The 19024-nt window shown below is 71.5% G+C and carries 18 protein-coding genes; 9 read left to right on the top strand and 9 right to left on the bottom strand.

The window, feature by feature from the left end; translation table 11 throughout:
* Positions 1–265: 265 nt before the first annotated feature.
* Together ACIRRS_RS26620 and aspS are read left to right on the top strand one after the other, a co-directional pair.
* Entirely contained in the window at positions 266–847 is a 582-nt protein-coding gene (locus ACIRRS_RS26620) for a hypothetical protein (RefSeq protein ID WP_402975635.1), read from the top strand.
* A 494-nt stretch (positions 848–1341) separates the two neighbouring features.
* A complete protein-coding gene (aspS, locus tag ACIRRS_RS26625; RefSeq protein WP_402975637.1) occupies positions 1342–2649 on the top strand; it encodes an aspartate--tRNA(Asn) ligase in 1308 nt (435 codons plus the stop codon).
* A 90-nt stretch (positions 2650–2739) separates the two neighbouring features.
* Here aspS and ACIRRS_RS26630 read toward each other — a convergent pair whose 3' ends face one another.
* Positions 2740–3069 (bottom strand): hypothetical protein, encoded by a 330-nt coding sequence (locus ACIRRS_RS26630; protein ID WP_402975638.1) that lies wholly within the window; start codon positions 3067–3069, stop codon positions 2740–2742.
* Positions 3070–3141: 72 nt separating this feature from the next.
* Between ACIRRS_RS26630 and ACIRRS_RS26635 the strand changes: the two genes are divergently transcribed.
* Both ACIRRS_RS26635 and ACIRRS_RS26640 read left to right on the top strand, forming a co-directional pair.
* Positions 3142–3783 carry a DUF2461 domain-containing protein gene (locus ACIRRS_RS26635; protein WP_402975640.1) on the top strand — a complete coding sequence of 214 codons (642 nt, stop codon included), beginning with the start codon at positions 3142–3144 and terminating at the stop codon, positions 3781–3783.
* A 97-nt stretch (positions 3784–3880) separates the two neighbouring features.
* On the top strand, positions 3881–4138 hold the full coding sequence (locus ACIRRS_RS26640) for a hypothetical protein (RefSeq protein ID WP_402975641.1): 258 nt from the start codon (positions 3881–3883) through the stop codon (positions 4136–4138).
* Positions 4139–4206: 68 nt separating this feature from the next.
* Here ACIRRS_RS26640 and ACIRRS_RS26645 read toward each other — a convergent pair whose 3' ends face one another.
* The gene (locus ACIRRS_RS26645; protein WP_402975643.1) at positions 4207–5148 is read right to left on the bottom strand and encodes a heme o synthase; all 942 of its coding nucleotides are present in this window, start codon (positions 5146–5148) and stop codon (positions 4207–4209) included.
* A 515-nt stretch (positions 5149–5663) separates the two neighbouring features.
* Here ACIRRS_RS26645 and tkt point away from each other — a divergent pair.
* From tkt to pgl, 5 genes are all read left to right on the top strand, one after another.
* Positions 5664–7763, top strand: a complete 2100-nt coding sequence (gene tkt, locus ACIRRS_RS26650; RefSeq protein ID WP_402975644.1) for a transketolase — start codon at positions 5664–5666, stop codon at positions 7761–7763.
* A gap of 93 nt (positions 7764–7856) precedes the next feature.
* Positions 7857–8999: a transaldolase gene (gene tal / locus ACIRRS_RS26655; RefSeq protein WP_402975646.1), complete on the top strand. Its 1143-nt coding sequence runs from the start codon at positions 7857–7859 to the stop codon at positions 8997–8999.
* Between the two features lie 63 nt (positions 9000–9062).
* Complete coding sequence (gene zwf, locus ACIRRS_RS26660; protein ID WP_402975794.1) at positions 9063–10619, top strand: glucose-6-phosphate dehydrogenase; 1557 nt, start codon at positions 9063–9065, stop codon at positions 10617–10619.
* Entirely contained in the window at positions 10616–11704 is a 1089-nt protein-coding gene (opcA, locus tag ACIRRS_RS26665) for a glucose-6-phosphate dehydrogenase assembly protein OpcA (RefSeq protein ID WP_402975648.1), read from the top strand. The genes zwf and opcA overlap by 4 nt, the downstream gene beginning before the upstream one ends.
* Complete coding sequence (gene pgl / locus ACIRRS_RS26670) at positions 11701–12489, top strand: 6-phosphogluconolactonase (protein WP_402975650.1); 789 nt, start codon at positions 11701–11703, stop codon at positions 12487–12489. Before opcA ends, pgl begins: the two co-directional genes overlap by 4 nt.
* A 60-nt stretch (positions 12490–12549) precedes the next feature.
* Here pgl and ACIRRS_RS26675 read toward each other — a convergent pair whose 3' ends face one another.
* The 7 genes from ACIRRS_RS26675 to yvcK form a co-directional block, all read right to left on the bottom strand.
* Positions 12550–12837, bottom strand: a complete 288-nt coding sequence (locus ACIRRS_RS26675) for an RNA polymerase-binding protein RbpA (protein ID WP_031065345.1) — start codon at positions 12835–12837, stop codon at positions 12550–12552.
* A 215-nt stretch (positions 12838–13052) separates the two neighbouring features.
* The gene (secG, locus tag ACIRRS_RS26680) at positions 13053–13289 is read right to left on the bottom strand and encodes a preprotein translocase subunit SecG (protein ID WP_402975652.1); all 237 of its coding nucleotides are present in this window, start codon (positions 13287–13289) and stop codon (positions 13053–13055) included.
* Positions 13290–13377: 88 nt separating this feature from the next.
* Positions 13378–14163 (bottom strand): triose-phosphate isomerase, encoded by a 786-nt coding sequence (tpiA, locus tag ACIRRS_RS26685; protein ID WP_402975654.1) that lies wholly within the window; start codon positions 14161–14163, stop codon positions 13378–13380.
* 4 nt (positions 14164–14167) lie between these two features.
* The gene (locus tag ACIRRS_RS26690) at positions 14168–15370 is read right to left on the bottom strand and encodes a phosphoglycerate kinase (protein WP_402975656.1); all 1203 of its coding nucleotides are present in this window, start codon (positions 15368–15370) and stop codon (positions 14168–14170) included.
* 149 nt (positions 15371–15519) lie between these two features.
* Positions 15520–16527: a type I glyceraldehyde-3-phosphate dehydrogenase gene (gene gap, locus ACIRRS_RS26695; protein ID WP_402975658.1), complete on the bottom strand. Its 1008-nt coding sequence runs from the start codon at positions 16525–16527 to the stop codon at positions 15520–15522.
* 393 nt (positions 16528–16920) lie between these two features.
* The gene (gene whiA / locus ACIRRS_RS26700; protein WP_402975660.1) at positions 16921–17901 is read right to left on the bottom strand and encodes a DNA-binding protein WhiA; all 981 of its coding nucleotides are present in this window, start codon (positions 17899–17901) and stop codon (positions 16921–16923) included.
* Positions 17892–18989, bottom strand: coding sequence for a uridine diphosphate-N-acetylglucosamine-binding protein YvcK (yvcK, locus tag ACIRRS_RS26705; protein WP_402975662.1), 1098 nt, complete (start codon positions 18987–18989; stop codon positions 17892–17894). Before yvcK ends, whiA begins: the two co-directional genes overlap by 10 nt.
* Between the last annotated feature and the right edge of the window lie 35 nt (positions 18990–19024).

Consider the following 19024-nt stretch of genomic DNA (forward strand, 5'->3'; position numbering starts at 1 on the left):
CCTCGTCCCCGCCACCGAAACACCAGCCCTCTGCCTGACCAACGCAAACGCAGCCATCACCCTCGGAATGACAACGGCTTCGAACCGACCTGGCAGGAACCGTGTCAGAAGTCTCGTCTAGGTTCGGCCTGTGAACCACGAGCCTGACTTGCCGCCCTACCAAGTGGTCCTGGCGGAGACCGACTGGGGTTCGCTCCAGACGGCGTTCGGGACTGGTGAACGCCTTCCCGATGTCCTGGCGCGGTTGCTGGAGCCTGATCCCACGGTGCAGGTCGCCGCTCTGTCGCAACTGACGGAGCTGGTCCGCCACCAGGGCACCGTCTACGAGGCCACCGCCCCCGTCGCCCTGTACGTCGCCGGGATCCTCGCCCACCCGGCGGCCATGACCCTCCGGCCGTACCGCAACGTCCCCGTCCGCGCGACGCTGTTGGCCTGGCTGGCGTCCACGGCGTACAACGCCTCCGCCGAGGTCGTCGACCGTATCGAGCCGTACGCCCCGGGCTTCGCCCACGGCACCACGGTGGCAGCCTTCCGGGGCCTGCGTCCGATGCTCTACCGGTCCGTCGCGCCCTTCCTCCACAACGGCCACGAGGACGTCCGCGAAGCCGCCGGCGTCGCCGCGCTCGTCCTCGCCGAACACTCCGCACTCGCCCGGCATCGCGACCACCTCGCCGTGCACGCGCGCCGCATCCTGGACGCCGACGGCGACACCTTCAACCGGCGCGTTGCCCGGAGAGCCCTCGAAGCATGGGGGTACGACGTCACCGGCGTCGAACCCTTCCAGGAAGAGCCCCAGGACTACGGGCCGCGCAGCGACGGCCGCGGCAATCTCGTACCCCCTTTCTGACCCATCGGCGAGCGGCCCAGGGGGTGCAGGTCCGCTGCGAGGAATCCGCCTCAAAGCAGCACGAGCGGCCGCCCCATAGGCGCAGGAAATCGGCCCAACCGACTTCCTGCGCAGGCCATTCGATGGCTCCGCCCCCTGGGTGGAGCCATCGAATGGCGGGAGCGGCTGGGCTCACACCTCACCACCACCAACCCCCACCACTACTGGACCGCCCTCACCCACGCCGGCGAACTCCTCCTCACCACACCCAACCCCGACCCCCGCCTCACCCACGCCCTCACCCAATGCCGCCTCAACGCCACCCGAGCAGTGTCAACGTAGGAACCAACTCCCGGTCTCCCCCGGCGCCTTCAGCCTGGCCTGGTCACGTGGGGAGAAATCGCGGCGACCCGGAGCGACCCGACCCGCTAGGGTGAGCGCGTCCCCCGGGCGGCCGTCTACCGCTCGTCGTACTTGGCGCGACCAACGCGCCCGCAACCAGGGAGTTGCCAGCCATGACGCGCACCCTCGTCGGAGACCTCCGATCCCACCTCGACGAGACGGTCACCGTCTACGGCTGGGTGAACACGCTCCGACTGCAGCGGCGCATCCAGTTCGTTCTGGTCCGGGACCACACCGGCCTCGCCCAGGTGACCCACCTGCGCGGCGGCGAGGACGACGTCATCGAGGCCGCCTTCGAGCGGGTGACGGTCGAGTCCGCCGTGAAGATCACCGGCAAGGTGGTCGAGAACGCGCAGGTGAAGCTCGGTGGTCTGGAGATCCTCCCGGAGCACGTCGAGATCGTCTCACCCGCCGAGCCCAAGCTGCCGATCGACGAGAACACCGGGCTCGACCAGCGCCTGGACTGGCGCTTCCTCGACATCCGACGCCCCTCCCAGCACCTCGTCTTCGACGTCCAGACGACCGTCGAGCAGGCGATGCGCGAGGTCGCGGCCGAGGAGGGGTTCACCGAACTGCACACCCCCAAGCTCATGGGCACCGCCTCCGAGTCGGGCTCCGAGGTCTTCGAGGTCGGCTACTTCGACCGGACCGCCTACCTCGCCCAATCCCCCCAGTTCTACAAGCAGATGGCCATCGCCGGCGGCATCGACAAGGTCTTCGAGATCGGGCCGGTGTTCCGCGCCGAGCCGTCCTTCACCTCCCGGCACGCCACCGAGTTCACCGGCGTCGATGTCGAGATCGCGTGGATCGACGGCGTCGAAGACGTGATGGCTTTCGAGGAACGGATGCTCCACCGCGTCCTCTCCGCCGTGGCAGAGCGCCACGGCGGCGCGATCACCGAGCACTTCGGCACCCGGGTCGTCGTCCCTGAGCTGCCGTTCCCCCGGATCACAATGGCCGACGCCCTGACCGCGCTCCGAGCCACCGGGTGGGACCCGGAGGGCGTCAAGGACGACCTCGACCCCGAGGGCGAGCGAGCTCTGTGCACGCTGGTCGCCGAACGGACCGGGCACGAGTTCGTCTTCGTCACCCGGTTCCCGGCCTCCGTCCGGCCGTTCTACCACCTGCGGCCGGAGGGCGACCCGACCGTCACCGAGTCCTTCGACCTGCTGTGGAAGGGCGTGGAGATCACCACGGGCGCCCAGCGCGAGCACCGCTACGACCACCTGGTCGGGCAGGCCCGGGAGAAGGGCATGGACACCGGGCCCCTGGCCGGCTACCTCGACTGCTTCCGCTACGGCACCCCGCCGCACGGCGGCTTCGGCCTCGGGCTGGGCCGACTCCTCATGCTCGCCCTCGGCCTGCCCTCGATCCGCGAGGCCACCTTCCTCTTCCGGGGCCCGCACCGCCTCGAACCCTAGGCACGGGTTCCGCCGGCCCGGCGGCCCGGAGAACGTGAACGGCCCGGTTCCCCCGCTTGAGGGAACCGGGCCGGACAGCGCGTAACGGGCTCAGATCTGGATGCCCGCCATGCGCTTCCACTCGTACGGCCCGGTCTTGACCTTGAGCCCCAGCTCGCCCTCGAAGTTGTCGTGCAGGGTCAGCCCGGCGAGTTCGGCGGCGCGCTTGCCGACGGCGTAGCTGGGGGCGACCTGGTCGCCCCAGGCGCCGTCGGCGCCGACGACGACGATGCGGGTGGCCACGCTCCCGACGTACTCGACGACGGCGTCGCCGCCGCCGTGCTCGCGAGCGAAGGCGGTCAGGTGCTTGGCGATGCGCTTGGCACGGCGCTCGGTGCGGGCGTCCGACGCGGCGGCGGTGGCGGTCTCTGCGCTGCTCATGCCCGCATGCTACCGAGCGGTAGTCGAGCTGGCGACGGGAGCGCCCTGTGCACCGGGACACATACTGGAGGGGTGACCTTCAAAGGCTGGCCGACCGAGGCGCTCGACTTCTACGAGCGTCTGGAGGCCGACAACTCAAAGACGTTCTGGCACGCCCACAAGGGGCAGTACGACGACCTCGTACGGGCCCCGATGGAGGCGCTGCTCGCCGAGCTGGAGCCGGAGTTCGGGCCGGGGAAGGTCTTCCGCCCCAACCGCGACGTCCGCTTCAGCGCCGACAAGGCCCCGTACAAGACGCAGATCGGCGCGACCCTGGAGTCCGGCGGCTACATCCAGTTCTCCGCCGACGGCCTCGCCTGCGCCAACGGCTTCTACCACCTCGCCGCCGACCAGCTGGACCGCTACCGCGCCGCCGTCGCCGAGGACGTGAGCGGGGCCGAGCTGGAGCGGGTGATCGCGGCACTGGAGGAGCAGGGCCCGACCGTCCACGGCCGCGACTCCCTCAAGTCCGCCCCGCGCGGCTACTCCAAGGACCACCCCCGCATCGCGCTGCTCCGCCACAAGGGCCTGGTCGCCTGGCAGGAGTGGGAGCCCGCCAAGTGGCTGGGCACCCCCGCCGCGTCCACCCGGATCACCACCTTCCTGCACGCCTCCCAACCGCTCCGGGACTGGCTCGACGGCCACGTCGGCCCGTCCGAACTGCCCGGCTGGTGAGGGCGGAAGGGGCGTCCCCAGCCGCTACGGTGGTGCCGAGCAGCAGGAGGATCTGATGAGCGTCCAACCCGCACACCATCCGGAACAGCAACCGCGCGTGCCCCGAACGCCGGACGGCATCGCCGAGGCGCTCACCGGCGCTCACCGCATGGCCTTCTACCGCGAGCTCGGCCAGGCCCCGATCGACCGGGTCGAGCAGGTCCTGAACCGCTGGTGGTGCGAGGCGGAGATGGACGCCGACCCCGAGCAGGACCGCGTCATCGCCTCGGCCCGCGCCGGCACCATGCCCACCGGCACCATGGCCGACGTCTTCCGCCTGCGCCGGGAGCGGGGCGGAGACCTGCCCAGTCGCTGAACGCAACAACGAAGGAGCCCCGGTCCGCCAGGACCGGGGCTCCTTCCACAAGCTACGAACGGCAGGCTCTACTTCAGGAACGGGTCGACCGCGCACGCCACGAACAGCAGCGACAGGTACGTGATCGACCAGTGGAACAGCCGCATCTCCTTGAGCTTGGCGCCCACGACCCCGGCCTTCGCCCGCCCGTACAGGGCGTGCGCCTCGCGCAGCCAGGCCGCGCCGAGGACGACCGCGACGACCGGGTAGAGCCAGCTCATGTGGCCCAGCGGCCAGACCGCCAGCGAGGTCGCGACCATCACCCAGGAGTACGCGACGACCTGCTTGCCGACCGCGACGTTGCCCTTGACGACCGGCAGCATCGGCACGCCGGCGCGCTCGTAGTCCTCGCGGACCTTCATCGAGAGCACCCAGGTGTGCGGCGGCGTCCAGAAGAAGACGACGAGGAACAGCGCCACCGCCGCCCAGGACATCGAGTTGGTGACGGAGGACCAGCCGATCAGCACCGGCATGCAGCCCGCGATGCCGCCCCAGACGATGTTCTGCGAGGTGCGCCGCTTGAGGCCCAGCGTGTAGACGAACACGTAGAACAGCAGCGCGCCCAGCGCCAGCCCGGACGAGAGCCAGTTGACGCCGTAGCCCAGGATCAGGGTCGAGACGACGGCGAGCGTCACGCCGAACACCAGGGCCTCGCGCGGCGAGACCATCCCGGTGACGATCGGCCGCCGCTCGGTGCGGGTCATCAGCGCGTCGATGTCCCGGTCGATGTACATGTTGAGGGCGTTGGCGCCGCCCGCCGAGAGGTAGCCGCCGATCACGACCTTGGCGACCAGCCACATGTCCGGGACGCCCTGCTGGGCGAGGAACATGACCGGCACGGTGCTCATCAGGAGCAGCTCGATGATCCGCGGCTTGGTCAGTGCGACGAAGGCGCCGACACGGGCCCCGATCGGCCGGTGTCCAGGAGTCGCCCCGGTGACCCCGGCGGGACGGGTTTCGACGGCGGTCACTAACACCCCAACTGAAGATGAATCTTCGCAGGCGTCCACAGGAACGATGGGTCCCGAATCGTCCGCTCTGCGCGTACCACGCCACCTTAGACGCTCCATATATCCCTTCCGGCCCCGGGGTCCCCGGCGAGGCGCGACGATCACCCGCCCGTGAACCGTCCGGGTGAAGGCCCTGCCACCCCACCGCCGGGGCCCCGCCCAGGGCCCCTTCCGGGGCACCACCCGGGCCCCACCCGGGCCCCGCGGACGCGTCCCGCCCAGCGGGACGCCGATGACCGGCGAACCGGGAGCGCCTGGGACAGAATCGGACAGACCGCCCCAGTGGGAATGGCGGTGCGAAAAGCCCGGTTGTCTCAGCACGGAGGGTGAGTGCGGCCCGGACGGTAGGCTCCCAGGCAGAAGCGGGATCTACCCTCCGTGACCGGCACCACCCAGCGTCGGGACCACAGCGCCGTGGCCGACCCGGTCCCCATTCACGGGGTCACTCTTCACAATGGAAGGAGCCCTGAGACAGGGTGAGCACTGCGCCGACGAACGCATTCGAGTGGACCGATCTGGATGACCGCACGGTTGACACGGCCCGTGTCCTGGCCATGGACGCGGTTCAGAAGGTCGGCAACGGACACCCCGGGACGGCCATGTCGCTGGCCCCGGCCGCGTACCTGATCTTCCAGCGGTTCCTGCGCCACGACCCGACCGACCCCTCCTGGGCCGGCCGCGACCGTTTCGTCCTCTCCCCCGGGCACACCAGCCTGACGCTGTACACCCAGCTGTACCTCTCGGGCTACGGCCTGGAGCTGGACGACCTGAAGGCCTTCCGCGTCGCGGGCAGCCGCACCCCGGGCCACCCCGAGCACGGCCACACCGCCGGTGTGGAGACCACCACCGGCCCGCTCGGCCAGGGCATCGCCAACGCGGTCGGCATGGCGATGGCCGCCCGCTACGAGCGCGGTCTCTTCGACCCGCAGGCCCCGGCCGGCGAGTCCCCGTTCGACCACACCATCTGGGCGATCGTCTCCGACGGCGACCTGGAGGAGGGCATCTCCGCCGAGGCCTCCTCGCTGGCCGGTCACCAGAAGCTGGGCAACCTGGTCGCCGTCTACGACGACAACCACATCTCCATCGAGGGCGACACCGAGACCGCCTTCTCCGAGGACGTCCTCAAGCGCTACGAGGCGTACGGCTGGCACGTCCAGCGCGTCACCCCGAAGGACAACGGCGACATCGACGTGGCCGCCCTGGCCGCCGCGCTCGACGCCGCCAAGGCCGAGACCTCCCGCCCGTCGATCATCGCGATGCGGACGATCATCGCCTGGCCGGCCCCGGACGCGCAGAACACCGCCAAGGCCCACGGCTCCGCGCTCGGCGCCGCCGAGATCGCCGCCACCAAGAAGGTCCTCGGCTTCGACCCGGAGAAGACCTTCGAGGTCTCCGACCAGGTCATCGAGCACGCCCGCCAGGTCATCACCCGCGGCAAGGCCGTCCGCGACCAGTGGCAGCAGGGCTTCGACGCCTGGCGCGCCGCGAACCCGCAGCGCGCCGCCGAGTTCGTCCGCATCTCGGCCGGCGAGCTGCCCGAGGGCTGGAAGAAGGCCGTCCCGGCGTTCCCCGCCGGCAAGGACGTCGCCACCCGCAAGGCCTCCGGCGAGACCCTCAAGGCGCTCGGCGCGGTGATCCCGGAGCTGTGGGGCGGCTCGGCCGACCTCGCGGAGTCCAACCTCACCACGATCGACGAGGGCAGCTCCTTCCTCCCCGAGGGCAACCCGCTCAAGTCGGCGAGCCCGTACGGCCGGACGATCCACTTCGGCATCCGCGAGCACGCCATGGGCTCGACGATGAACGGCATCGCCCTGCACGGGAAGACCCGCGTGTACGGCGGCACCTTCCTGGTCTTCGCCGACTACATGCGCCCGGCCGTGCGCCTGGCCGCGCTGATGAAGCTGCCGGTCACCTACGTGTGGACGCACGACTCCATCGGCCTCGGCGAGGACGGCCCGACGCACCAGCCGGTCGAGCACATGGCCTCGCTGCGCGCCATCCCGGGCCTGTCCATGGTCCGCCCGGCCGACGCCAACGAGACGGCCGTCGCCTGGCGCACCGTCGTCGAGCGCCAGACCACCCACCCGGGCCCGGTCGGCCTGGCGCTGACCCGCCAGAACGTCCCGACCTTCGACCGCGAGGTCTTCGGCTCCGCCGAGGGCACCGCCAAGGGCGCGTACGTCCTGGCCGAGGCCTCCACCGGGGACCCGCAGGTCATCCTGCTGGGCACCGGCTCCGAGGTGCAGCTGGCCGTCCAGGCCCGCGAGGTGCTGGAGGCCGAGGGCATCGCGACCCGCGTCGTCTCCGTCCCGTCCTTCGAGTGGTTCCAGGAGCAGGACCAGGCCTACCGCGACAGCGTCCTGCCACCGTCGGTGAAGGCCCGCGTCTCCGTCGAGGCCGGCATCGCCCAGGGCTGGCGCGAGCTGGTCGGCGACCACGGCCGCATCGTCTCCCTGGAGCACTTCGGCGCCTCCGCCGACTACAAGGTGCTGTTCGAGGAGTTCGGCATCACCGCCGAGCGCGTCGTGGCCGAGGCCCACAACGCCCTGCGCTCCCTGGAAGCCGTCAACCGCTGACGTGCCCCCGGCCGGGCCCGCGACCCGCACGTCGAGGGCCCGGCCCCCTCTGGACCACCCCACACTGCAGCAGAAGAAGAAGGACTGAGCACCATGACTGACGCACTGAAGCGCCTCAGCGACGAAGGCGTTGCGATCTGGCTGGACGACCTGAGCCGCACCCGGCTCAACTCCGGCAACCTGGCCGAGCTGGTGCAGAACAAGCACGTGGTGGGCGTCACCACCAACCCGACCATCTTCCAGAAGGCCATCGCCGGCAGCGGCGACAACTCCTACGACGGCCAGCTGCGCGACCTCGCCGTCCGCAAGGTCACCACCGACGAGGCGATCCGCATGATCACCACCTCGGACGTGCGCGACGCCGCCGACGTGCTGCGCCCGGTCTACGACGCCTCCAACGGCCGCGACGGCCGCGTCTCCATCGAGGTCGACCCGCGCCTGGCCCACGAGACCGCCCCGACCGTGGCCGAGGCCAAGCAGCTGTGGTGGCTCGTCGACCGCCCCAACGTCTTCATCAAGATCCCCGCCACCAAGGCCGGCCTGCCCGCCATCAGCGAGGTCATCGGCAAGGGCATCAGCGTCAACGTCACGCTGATCTTCTCGCTGGAGCGCTACAAGGCCGTCATCGACGCCTACCTGACCGGCCTGGAGGCCGCCAAGGCCAAGGGCCTCGACCTCTCCCAGATCGAGTCGGTCGCCTCCTTCTTCGTCTCCCGCGTCGACTCCGAGATCGACAAGCGCCTGGACGCCGTCGGCGGCGAGGCCAAGGAGCTGCGCGGCAAGGCCGCCCTCGCCAACGCCCGCCTGGCGTACGAGGCGTACGAGGCGGTCTTCGGCAGCGTGGACGGCCAGAAGGCCGGCAGCGCCCGCTGGACTGCCCTGGAGGCCGCCGGCGCCAAGCCGCAGCGCCCGCTGTGGGCCTCGACCGGCGTCAAGGACCCGGCCCTGCCGGACACCCTGTACGTCACCGAGCTGGTCGCCCCCGGCACCGTGAACACCATGCCCGAGGCCACCCTGGAGGCCACCGGCGACCACGGCGTGATCACCGGCAACACCATCGTCCCCAACTACGCCGACGCCAAGGCCGTGTTGGAGGCCGTGGCCGCCGCGGGCGTGGACTACGACGACGTCGTCCAGGTCCTGGAGGACGAGGGCGTCCAGAAGTTCGAGCAGTCCTGGCAGGAGCTGCTGGACACCGTCACCGCCTCGCTCGCCGCCTTCGCCGACGCGAAGTGACTCCCGCTCACACATCCGCCGCACGAAAGTGGAGCACACCAAGTGAGCACTGACTTCCCCGAGTTGACGGCCGAGTCGGATGCGGGCGACTCCCCGCCGGCGCCCGCCAACCCCCTGCGCGACCCCACCGACCGCCGGCTCCCGCGCATCGCGGGGCCGTCCGGTCTGGTGATCTTCGGCGTCACCGGCGACCTCTCCCGCAAGAAGCTCATGCCGGCCGTCTACGACCTGGCCAACCGCGGCCTGCTGCCGCCGGGCTTCTCCCTCGTCGGCTTCGCCCGCCGCGAGTGGGACGACGAGGACTTCGCCAAGGAGGTCCACGACGCCGTCCGCGACCACGCCCGGACGCCGTTCCGGGAGGAGGTCTGGCAGCAGCTCGCCAAGGGCATGCGGTTCGTCCACGGAACCTTCGACGACGACGAGGCCTTCGACAAGCTCCGCGAGACCATCGAGGAGCTGGACAAGGCCCAGGGCACGGGCGGCAACTTCGCCTTCTACCTGTCCGTCCCGCCGAAGTTCTTCCCCACCGTCGTCCAGCAGCTCAAGAAGCACGGCCTGGCCGACCCTCCGCAGGGCTCCTGGCGCCGCGCGGTCATCGAGAAGCCCTTCGGCCACGACCTGGAGAGCGCGCAGGAGCTCAACAAGGTCGTCCACGAGGTCTTCCCGCGTGACGAGGTCTTCCGGATCGACCACTACCTGGGCAAGGAGACGGTCCAGAACATCCTGGCGCTGCGCTTCGCCAACCAGATGTTCGAGCCGATCTGGAACCGCAGCTACGTCGACCACGTGCAGATCACGATGGCCGAGGACATCGGCATCGGCGGCCGCGCCGGCTACTACGACGGCATCGGCTCGGCCCGCGACGTCATCCAGAACCACCTGCTCCAGCTGATGGCCCTCACCGCCATCGAGGAGCCGGCCTCCTTCCACCCGAAGGCGCTGGTCGCCGAGAAGCTCAAGGTGCTCAGCGCCGTCAAGCTCCCGGCGGACCTCGGCCGGCACACCGTGCGCGGCCAGTACGCGGCCGGCTGGCAGGGCGGCGAGGAGGTGCCGGGCTACCTGGACGAGGACGGCATCGACCCCGGGTCCAAGACCGACACCTTCGCGGCCATCAAGCTGGAGATCAACAACCGCCGCTGGGCGGGCGTCCCGTTCTACCTGCGCACCGGCAAGCGCCTCGGCCGCCGCGTCACCGAGATCGCGGTCGTCTTCCAGCGCGCCCCGTACCTGCCCTTCGACTCCTACGCGACCGAGGAGCTCGGGCAGAACGCCCTGGTCATCCGGGTCCAGCCGGACGAGGGCGTGACGGTGCGCTTCGGTTCCAAGGTGCCGGGCACCTCCTTCGAGGTCCGCGACGTCACGATGGACTTCGCCTACGGCGAGTCCTTCACCGAGTCCAGCCCGGAGGCGTACGAGCGGCTCATCCTCGACGTGCTGCTCGGCGACGCCAACCTCTTCCCCCGCCACCAGGAGGTCGAGCTGTCCTGGCAGATCCTCGACCCGATCGAGCGGTACTGGGACACCCACGGCAAGCCCGCCCAGTACGCGGCGGGGACCTGGGGCCCCTCCGAGGCGGACGAGATGCTCGCACGAGACGGCAGGAGCTGGCGCCGGCCATGAAGATCGACCTCACCGACACCACGTCCAGCAAGATCAACGCCGCGCTCATGGAGGCGCGCCGGACCAGCGGCTCCACCGCCGCCGGCATGGTGCTCACCCTGGTGATCGTGACGGACGAGGGCAGCGCCTACGACGCCCTCAAGGCCGCCAACGACGCCTCCCGCGAGCACCCGATGCGCACCCTCGCGGTGATCAAGCGCGCCGGCCGCTCGCCCCGGGCCCGCGCCGAGACCCGCCTGGACGCGGAGATCCTCGTCGGCTCCGACGCCGGCTCCGGCGAAACGGTCATCCTGCGCATGCACGGCGAACTCGTCGCGCATGCCCAGTCGGTGGTCCTGCCGCTGCTGCTGCCGGACGCCCCGACCGTCGTCTGGTGGCCGGAGAACGCGCCGCTGCACCCGGCCCAGGACCCCCTGGGCTCGCTCGCGCAGCGCCGCATCACCGACGCCGTCACCGCGGAGTCCCCGGTGGGCCAGCTCGCGCAGCGGGCCCAGAGCTACACCCCGGGCGACACCGACCTGGCCTGGACCCGCGTCACCGGCTGGCGCTCGATGCTGGCCGCCGCGCTGGACCAGCGCCCGGCCGAGATCGTCTCCGCCGCGGTCGAGGGCGAGTCGTACAACCCCAGCGTCGAGCTGCTCGGCCTCTGGCTCACCAACCGGCTGCACGTGCCGGTCGAGCGGGTCGTCACCGGCGGCCCCGGCATCACCGCGGTGCACCTGCGCACCAAGGACGGGGACATCACCCTGGACCGCCCGGACGGCCTGCTGGGCACGCTCTCCATGCCCGGCTCGCCGGACCGCCAGGTGGCGCTCAAGCGCCGCGAGACCTCGGAGCTGATCGCCGAGGAGCTGCGCCGCCTGGACCCGGACGACATCTACGCGACGGCCGTGCGCACGCCCGTCGAGCGGCTGCGCGAACCGGCCAACGCCGAGACCGTCGCCGCCCAGGAGGTCGCCCACGCCGTCGCGGAGGCCGTCGAGGCCGCCGAGTCGGCCGCCGTCGCCCCCGAGGCACCGGAGGCACCCGCGAAGGCGACGGCCAAGAAGGCCGCCGGCAAGCGCGCCGCCAAGGGGAGCGCATGACCAACGCGACCCCGCAGCTGGTCGTCCACCGGGACAAGGAGCTGATGGCCCAGGCGGCCGCGGCCCGGCTGATCACCCGGATCGTGGACGCCCAGGCCGCCCGCGGCACCGCCTCGGTGGTGCTCACCGGCGGCCGCAACGGCAACGCCCTGCTGGCCGCGATCGCCGCCTCCCCGGCGCGCGACGCGGTCGACTGGGCGCACCTGGACCTCTGGTGGGGCGACGAGCGCTTCGTGCCCGCCGCCGACCCGGACCGCAACGCCGTCCAGGCCCGCGCCGAGCTGCTGGACTCCGTCCCGCTGGACCCGGCGCGGGTGCACGAGATGCCCGCCTCGGACGGGGTGGACGGCTCGGACGTGGAGTCCGCGGCCGCCCGCTACGCCGAGGAGCTGGCCAAGGCGGCCGGCCCGGGCGACCGGATCGGCGTCCCGTCCTTCGACGTGCTGCTGCTCGGCGTCGGCCCGGACACCCACGTCGCCTCGCTCTTCCCCGAGCACCCGGGCGTGCGGGAGACGGAGCTGACGGTGGTCGGCGTGCGCGGGGCCCCCAAGCCCCCGCCGACCCGGGTCTCGCTCACCCTCCCGGCGATCCGCGCGGCCCGCGAGGTCTGGCTGCTGGCCGCCGGCGAGGACAAGGCGGGCGCCGTGGCGCTGGCCCTGTCCGGCCCCGGCGAGCTCCAGGCCCCGGCCTCCGGCGCGTACGGGCGCAGCCGCACCCTGTGGCTGCTGGACCGCGCCGCCGCGGAGCGGATCCCGCCGCAGCTGTACCCCCCGGCCTCCGCGTAGCGGTCGCCAACGCCGAAGGGCGCCACCGTCGTTGACGGTGGCGCCCTTCGGTGCGAACGCTCAGATCTCGCCGCGCAGCTTGGCCAGCGCCTCGGCGAGGATCGCCTCGCCGTCGGCGTCGGTGCGACGCTCACGGACGTAGGCGAGGTGGGTCTTGTACGGCTCGTTGCGCGACGGCGCGGGCGGGTTGTCCTCGTCCTGCCCGGCCGGGAATCCGCAGCGCGGGCAGTCCCAGGTCTCCGGGATGACCGCTTCGGCGGCGAAGCTGGGCTTGGTCTCGTGCTTGTTGGCACACCAGAAGCTGATCCGGTTGCGGGGGGCGGACTCGCCGCGCTCCGCCTCGCCCATCGGGCCGGCTCCGACCCTGCTGCCACGGATGGCGTTGCCACTTGCCACGGTCTGACTCCCTGCGTGCTGGTGCGCCGACCCGCCGCGTGCGCGTCGGTGGCGAAAGTCGTCCTAGTGTAAGCAGGAGTTAAGCATCAGCCACCATCGCCTACGCCCCGACCGTCACAAGGATAAGCGCTCGGGATACGGGGCGTCAGACCGGCGTCAGTACGGCGTCAGCTCTTGTACTTGAGCACCAGGCCGAGAACGAGGATGCACGCGAACCAGCCGAGCCCGATCACGATGGTGATGCGGTCCAGGTTGCGCTCCGCGACGGCCGAGCCGCCGCCGGTGGACATCGCGCCGCCGCCGAACATGTCCGACAGGCCGCCGCCCTTCCCCTTGTGCAGCAGCACCAGCAGGATCATCAGCATGCTCAGGACGATCAGGGCAATCGAGAACCCGAGAACCACGACGGGACCAACTCTCTCGTATCTTCGGCGAAGGGGCCGGGCCCGCGTACGGCGGTCCGGCCCCAAAGCCTACGTTGCTGCGGCGGCGTTAGCCTACTGCCTGGTCGCGGTAGCGCACGATCTTGACGAACTCGTCGGCGTCCAGGGAAGCGCCGCCGATCAGGCCGCCGTCGATGTCGGGCTTGGCCATCAGGCCGGCCGCGCTCGACGACTTGACCGAACCGCCGTACAGGACACGGACCTTGCCGGCCAGCTCGGCGTCGTACAGCTCGGCCAGGCGCGCGCGGATGGCGGCGCAGACCTCCTGCGCGTCCTCCGGGGTGGCCACCTCGCCGGTGCCGATCGCCCAGACCGGCTCGTACGCGACGACGATCGACTCGGCCTGGTCCGCCGGGACGCCCTCCAGGGCGCCGTCCAGCTGGGCCAGCGTGTGCTCGACGTGCGTGCCGGCCTTGCGGATCTCCAGCGGCTCGCCGATGCACAGGATCGGGGTGACCCCGGCGCGGTAGGCGGCCTTGACCTTGGCGTTGACGATCTCCTCGTTCTCGCCGTGGTACTGGCGGCGCTCGGAGTGGCCGATCACCGCGTAGGTGCACTTCAGGCGCGCCAGCATCGGGCCCGAGACCTCGCCGGTGTAGGCGCCCGAGTCGTGCTGGGAGATGTCCTGCGAGCCGTACTTGATCTTCAGCTTGTCGCCGTCGACCAGGGTCTGCACCGAGCGCAGGTCGGTGAAGGGCACCAGGACGGCGACCTCGACGGCCTGGTAGTCCTTGTCGGCCAGCGCGAACGCCAGCTTCTGGGTGTGCTGGATGGCCTCGAGGTGGTTGAGGTTCATCTTCCAGTTGCCCGCCATCAGCGGGAGACGCTCAGTCATGCTTTCAGCCTTCCAGGGCGGTGAGACCGGGGAGCTGCTTGCCCTCCAGGTACTCCAGGCTCGCGCCACCGCCGGTCGAGATGTGCCCGAACTTCGTCTCGTCGAAGCCCAGGATGCGGACGGCCGCGGCGGAGTCACCGCCGCCGACCACGGAGAACGCGTCGCTGTCGACCAGGGCCCGCGCGACGGCGGCGGTGCCACCGGCGTAGTCCGGGTGCTCGAAGACGCCCATCGGGCCGTTCCAGAACACCGTGCCGGCGTCGGCCAGCTTGGACGCGTACAGCTCGCGGGTCCTCGGGCCGATGTCCAGGCCCTCCTCGTCGGCGGGGATCTTGTCCGCGTCGACGGTGGAGAAGGTCGCCGGGGCCTTGGTCTTGAGGTCCGGGAACTCGGAGGAGACCAGGACGTCCACCGGCAGGACGAACTCGACGCCGGTCTCCTCGGCGCGCTTGAGGTAGTCCAGCACGGTCGGGATCTGGTCCGCCTGCAGCAGCGAGATGCCGACCTCGTGGCCCTGGGCCTTGAGGAAGGTGTACGCCATGCCGCCGCCGATCAGGATGCGGTCGGCCTTCTTCAGCAGGTTGTCGATCACGCCGAGCTTGTCGGAGACCTTGGCCCCGCCGAGCACGACGACGTACGGGCGGGCGACGTCCTCGGTGAGCTTCTTGAGGACGCCGACCTCGGTGGCGATGAGGTCGCCGGCGGCGTGCGGCAGCAGGGCGGGCAGGTCGAACACCGAGGCGTGCTTGCGGTGCACGGCGCCGAAGCCGTCGCCGACGTACAGGTCCGCGAGGGCGGCCAGCTGCTCGGCGAAGGCCTTGCGCTCGGCGTCGTCCTTGCTGGTCTCGCCGGCGTTGAAGCGGAGGTTCTCCAGCAGCGCGACCTCGCCGTCGCCCAGCGCGGCGACGGTGGCCGCGGCGCTCTCACCGACGGTGTCGGTGGCGAAGGCGACCGGACGGCCGAGGATCTCGCCGAGCCGCGCCGCGACCGGGGCGAGCGAGAACTGCGGGTCCGGCGCGCCCTTGGGGCGGCCGAGGTGCGAGGCGACGACGACCCTGGCGCCGCGCTCGACGAGCTTGGCGATGGTCGGCGCGACGGCGCGGATGCGGCCGTCGTCGGTGATCGTGCTGCCGTCCAGCGGGACGTTCAGGTCGGCGCGGACGAAGACGCGCTTGCCTGCGACGTCGAGGTCTTCGATGGTCTTCACGGGTTCTTCGGTCTCCTGGGGAGATGGGGATGCGCAGTGAGGCGGCACGGCGCAGGGGCCGCCTGGGAAGTCCTTGAGCGCGGCGCGAGGGCCCGGTCGGCGGTCGCCGTCCGGGCCCTCGCCCCTACATCACGTCAGCTCCCGCAAGGTCAGAGCTGCCCACCGACGAGGGTGACCAGGTCGACGACGCGGTTCGAGTAGCCCCACTCGTTGTCGTACCAGCCGAGCACCTTGACCTGGTTGCCCTGGACCATGGTCAGCTGCGAGTCGAAGATGCAGGAGTGCGGGTCGTTCACGATGTCCGAGGAGACGATCGGGTCCTCGGTGTAGGCCAGGATGCCCTTGAGCGAGCCCTCCTGAGCGGCCTTCTGGAAGGCCGCGTTGACCTCGTCCTTGGTGACCTCGCGCTCGAGGGTGACGACCAGGTCGGTGATCGAGCCGGTCGGGACCGGGACGCGCAGCGAGGTGCCGTCCAGCTTGCCCTTCAGCTCGGGCAGGACCAGGGCGGTCGCCTTGGCGGCACCGGTCGAGGTCGGGATGATGTTCTGGCTCGCCGCACGAGCACGGCGCAGGTCCTTGTGCGGGAAGTCCAGGGTGACCTGGTCGTTGGTGAACGCGTGGACGGTGGTCATCAGACCCTTGACGATGCCGAAGTTCTCGTTCAGCACCTTCGCCATCGGCGCCACGCAGTTGGTGGTGCAGGAGGCGTTGGAGATGACGTGGTGGTTGGCCGCGTCGTACTTCTCGTCGTTGACGCCCAGGACGACGGTGACGTCCTCGTCCGTCGCGGGCGCCGAGATGATGACCTTCTTGGCACCGGCGGTGATGTGCTTCTTCGCGGCGTCGGCCTTGGTGAAGATGCCCGTGGACTCGACGACGATGTCGGCGCCCAGCTCGGCCCACGGCAGGTTCGCGGGGTCACGCTCGGCGGTCACCTTGAAGGTGTGGCCGTCGACGGTGATGCTGTCCTCGGTGTGCGAGACCTCGCCCGGGAAGGTGCCCAGGGTGGTGTCGTACTTCAGCAGGTGGGCCAGGGTCTTCGTGTCGGTGAGGTCGTTGACACCGACGATCTCGATGTCCGCGCCCTGGGCCTTGACGGCGCGGAAGAAGTTGCGGCCGATGCGGCCGAAGCCGTTGATGCCTACCCGGATCGTCACGAACCGATCTCCTCGTTAGGTACGCCGGCGCTGAGCCGACGGGGATGAGATTTGGGAAGTCCCCGACCGCCTATGACCCTACCTCTCCCGAGGCTGGGAGGGCACATCGCGCCGCTTCCTGAGACTGGGCGTGGCGCACGGCAACCCCCATTTCAGGCCGTCCGTCCCTCGTGCGCCGGGCAGTTGGTCCCGGGCCAGTGGTCTCTACCAATTTGACTGTTCGCCCTCAGCCCCCACCCAGCCCCACCCCGGCCCCACCCTGCCCCTGCCCCTGCCCCTGCCCCTGCCCCTGCCCCGGAACGGCTCAGGGCCGGTGCTCCGCGCGAGGCGGGGCACCGGCCCTGAGGTGGTCACGGAAGGTGACGGCCCGGGTGGCGGTCTGGACCACGGCGGTCAGTTCATCGCCATCTCGTCGGTGAGGCTCGACTCGGTGCCCGGCAGGCCGAGCTCGGAGGCGCGCTTGTCGGCCATCGCCAGCAGGCGGCGGATCCGGCCGGCCACCGCGTCCTTGGTCAGCGGCGGGTCGGCGAGCGCGCCCAGCTCCTCCAGCGAGGCCTGCTTGTGCTGCATCCGCAGCTGGCCGGCCGCGGCCAGGTGCTCGGGCACCTCCTCGCCGAGGATCTCCAGCGCGCGCTGCACCCGGGCGCCGGCCGCCACCGCGGCACGGGCCGAGCGGCGCAGGTTGGCGTCGTCGAAGTTGGCCAGGCGGTTGGCGGTGGCCCGCACCTCGCGGCGCATCCGGCGCTCCTCCCAGGCGAGCACCGACTCGTGCGCGCCCAGGCGGGTCAGCAGCGCGCCGATCGCGTCACCGTCGCGGATGACGACCCGGTCGACGCCGCGCACCTCGCGGGCCTTGGCCGGGATGCCGAGCCGGCGGGCGGCGCCGACGAGGGCGAGCGCGGCCTCGGAGCCGGGGCAGGTGATCTCCAGCGAGGAGGACCGGCCCGGCTCGGTGAGCGAGCCGTGCGCCAGGAAGGCCCCGCGCCAGGCCGCCTCGGCGTCGCAGGTGGCCCCGGAGACGACCGCCGGGGGCAGGCCCCGGATCGGGCGGCCCCTGCCGTCCACGAGCCCGGTCTGGCGCGCGAGCAGCTCGCCGTCCTTGACGACGCGCACGACGAAGCGGCTGCCGCGCCGCAGACCGCCGGGGGCCATCACCACGAGGTCGGAGGAGTGCCCGAAGATCTCCAGCAGGTCCTTGCGCAGCCGCCTCGCCGCGGCACCGGTGTCCAGCTCCGCCTCGATCACGATGCGGCCGCTCACGATGTGCAGTCCGCCCGCGAACCGCAGGATCGCCGACACCTCCGCCTTGCGACAGCAGGCCCTGGTGACCGGGAGCCGGCTGATCTCGTCCTTCACCGCTGGAGTCATCGCCATGGCCCGATCCTTCCATGTGTCCGGAAAATCCGGTCGTACGCGGCGGCCAACAGCTCGGGGTCGTGTCGCGGGGTGCCGTCGGTCCGGGCCACCGAGCCGAGCACCAGAGCCGCGCCCATCCGCCCGGCCGCCTTCTCCAATCCGGCCAGGTCCGCCTGGCCGAAGGCGCCACCCGTGACGGCGCGCTCGTCCACAAGGATCGCATCCACGGCGAGGTCCGGAGCGTGGTCGGCGATGACCTCCAGGTGCCGCTGCGGGGTGAAGCCCTCCGTCTCGCCGGGCTGCGGGGCCAGGTTCAGGGTGAGCAGGCGGCGGGCGCGGGTCTGCACCAGCGCCTCGGCCAGCTCGGGCACCAGCAGGTGCGGCAGCACGCTGGTGAACCAGGAGCCGGGGCCGAGCACCACCCAGTCCGCCTCCCGCACGGCCGCGACGGCCTCGGGGACGGCGGGCGGCTCCTCGGGCACCAGCCGGATCGACTGCACGGTGCCCGGGGTCGCGGCGACGCTGGCCTGGCCCCGTACGGCGCCGACCTCGACGGGGCGGGCCGGGTCGTGGCCGCGCACCGTCGCCTCGATGTCCAGGGGGACGGCCGACATCGGCAGCACCCGGCCCTGGACGTTGAGCAGCCGGCCGACCCACTCCAGGGCGGCCACCGGGTCCCCCAGCTTCTCCCAGAGGGCGACGATCAGGAGGTTGCCCACCGCGTGGCCGCCCAGCTCGCCGTTGCCGGTGAAGCGCTGCTGGATCACCTCGGACCAGGTGCGGCCCCAGTCGTCGTCCCCGCACAGCGCGGCCAGCGCCTTGCGCAGGTCGCCCGGGGGCAGCACCCCCAGCTCCTCGCGCAGCCGTCCGCTGGAGCCGCCGTCATCGGCGACGGTGACGACGGCGGTGAGGTCGCTGGTCAGGCGGCGCAGCGCCGACAGCGAGGCCGACAGGCCCTGGCCGCCGCCGAGCGCGGTGATGCGGGGGGCGGGGTTGGCCCGGGCGGGGCTGCTGCGCGGCCGGCTGGGCGCCGGGGGCCGGGCCGGGCTGACCGCCCGGTCACCTCCCCGGCCCAGCGGCTGCCGCCCGGATCCGAATCCCGCCACTCCCGCCACGAATCACCTCGCGTTCCTCCCCCGCC

The sequence above is a fragment of the Kitasatospora sp. NPDC101183 genome (assembly GCF_044767945.1).
Lineage (GTDB): Bacteria > Actinomycetota > Actinomycetes > Streptomycetales > Streptomycetaceae > Kitasatospora.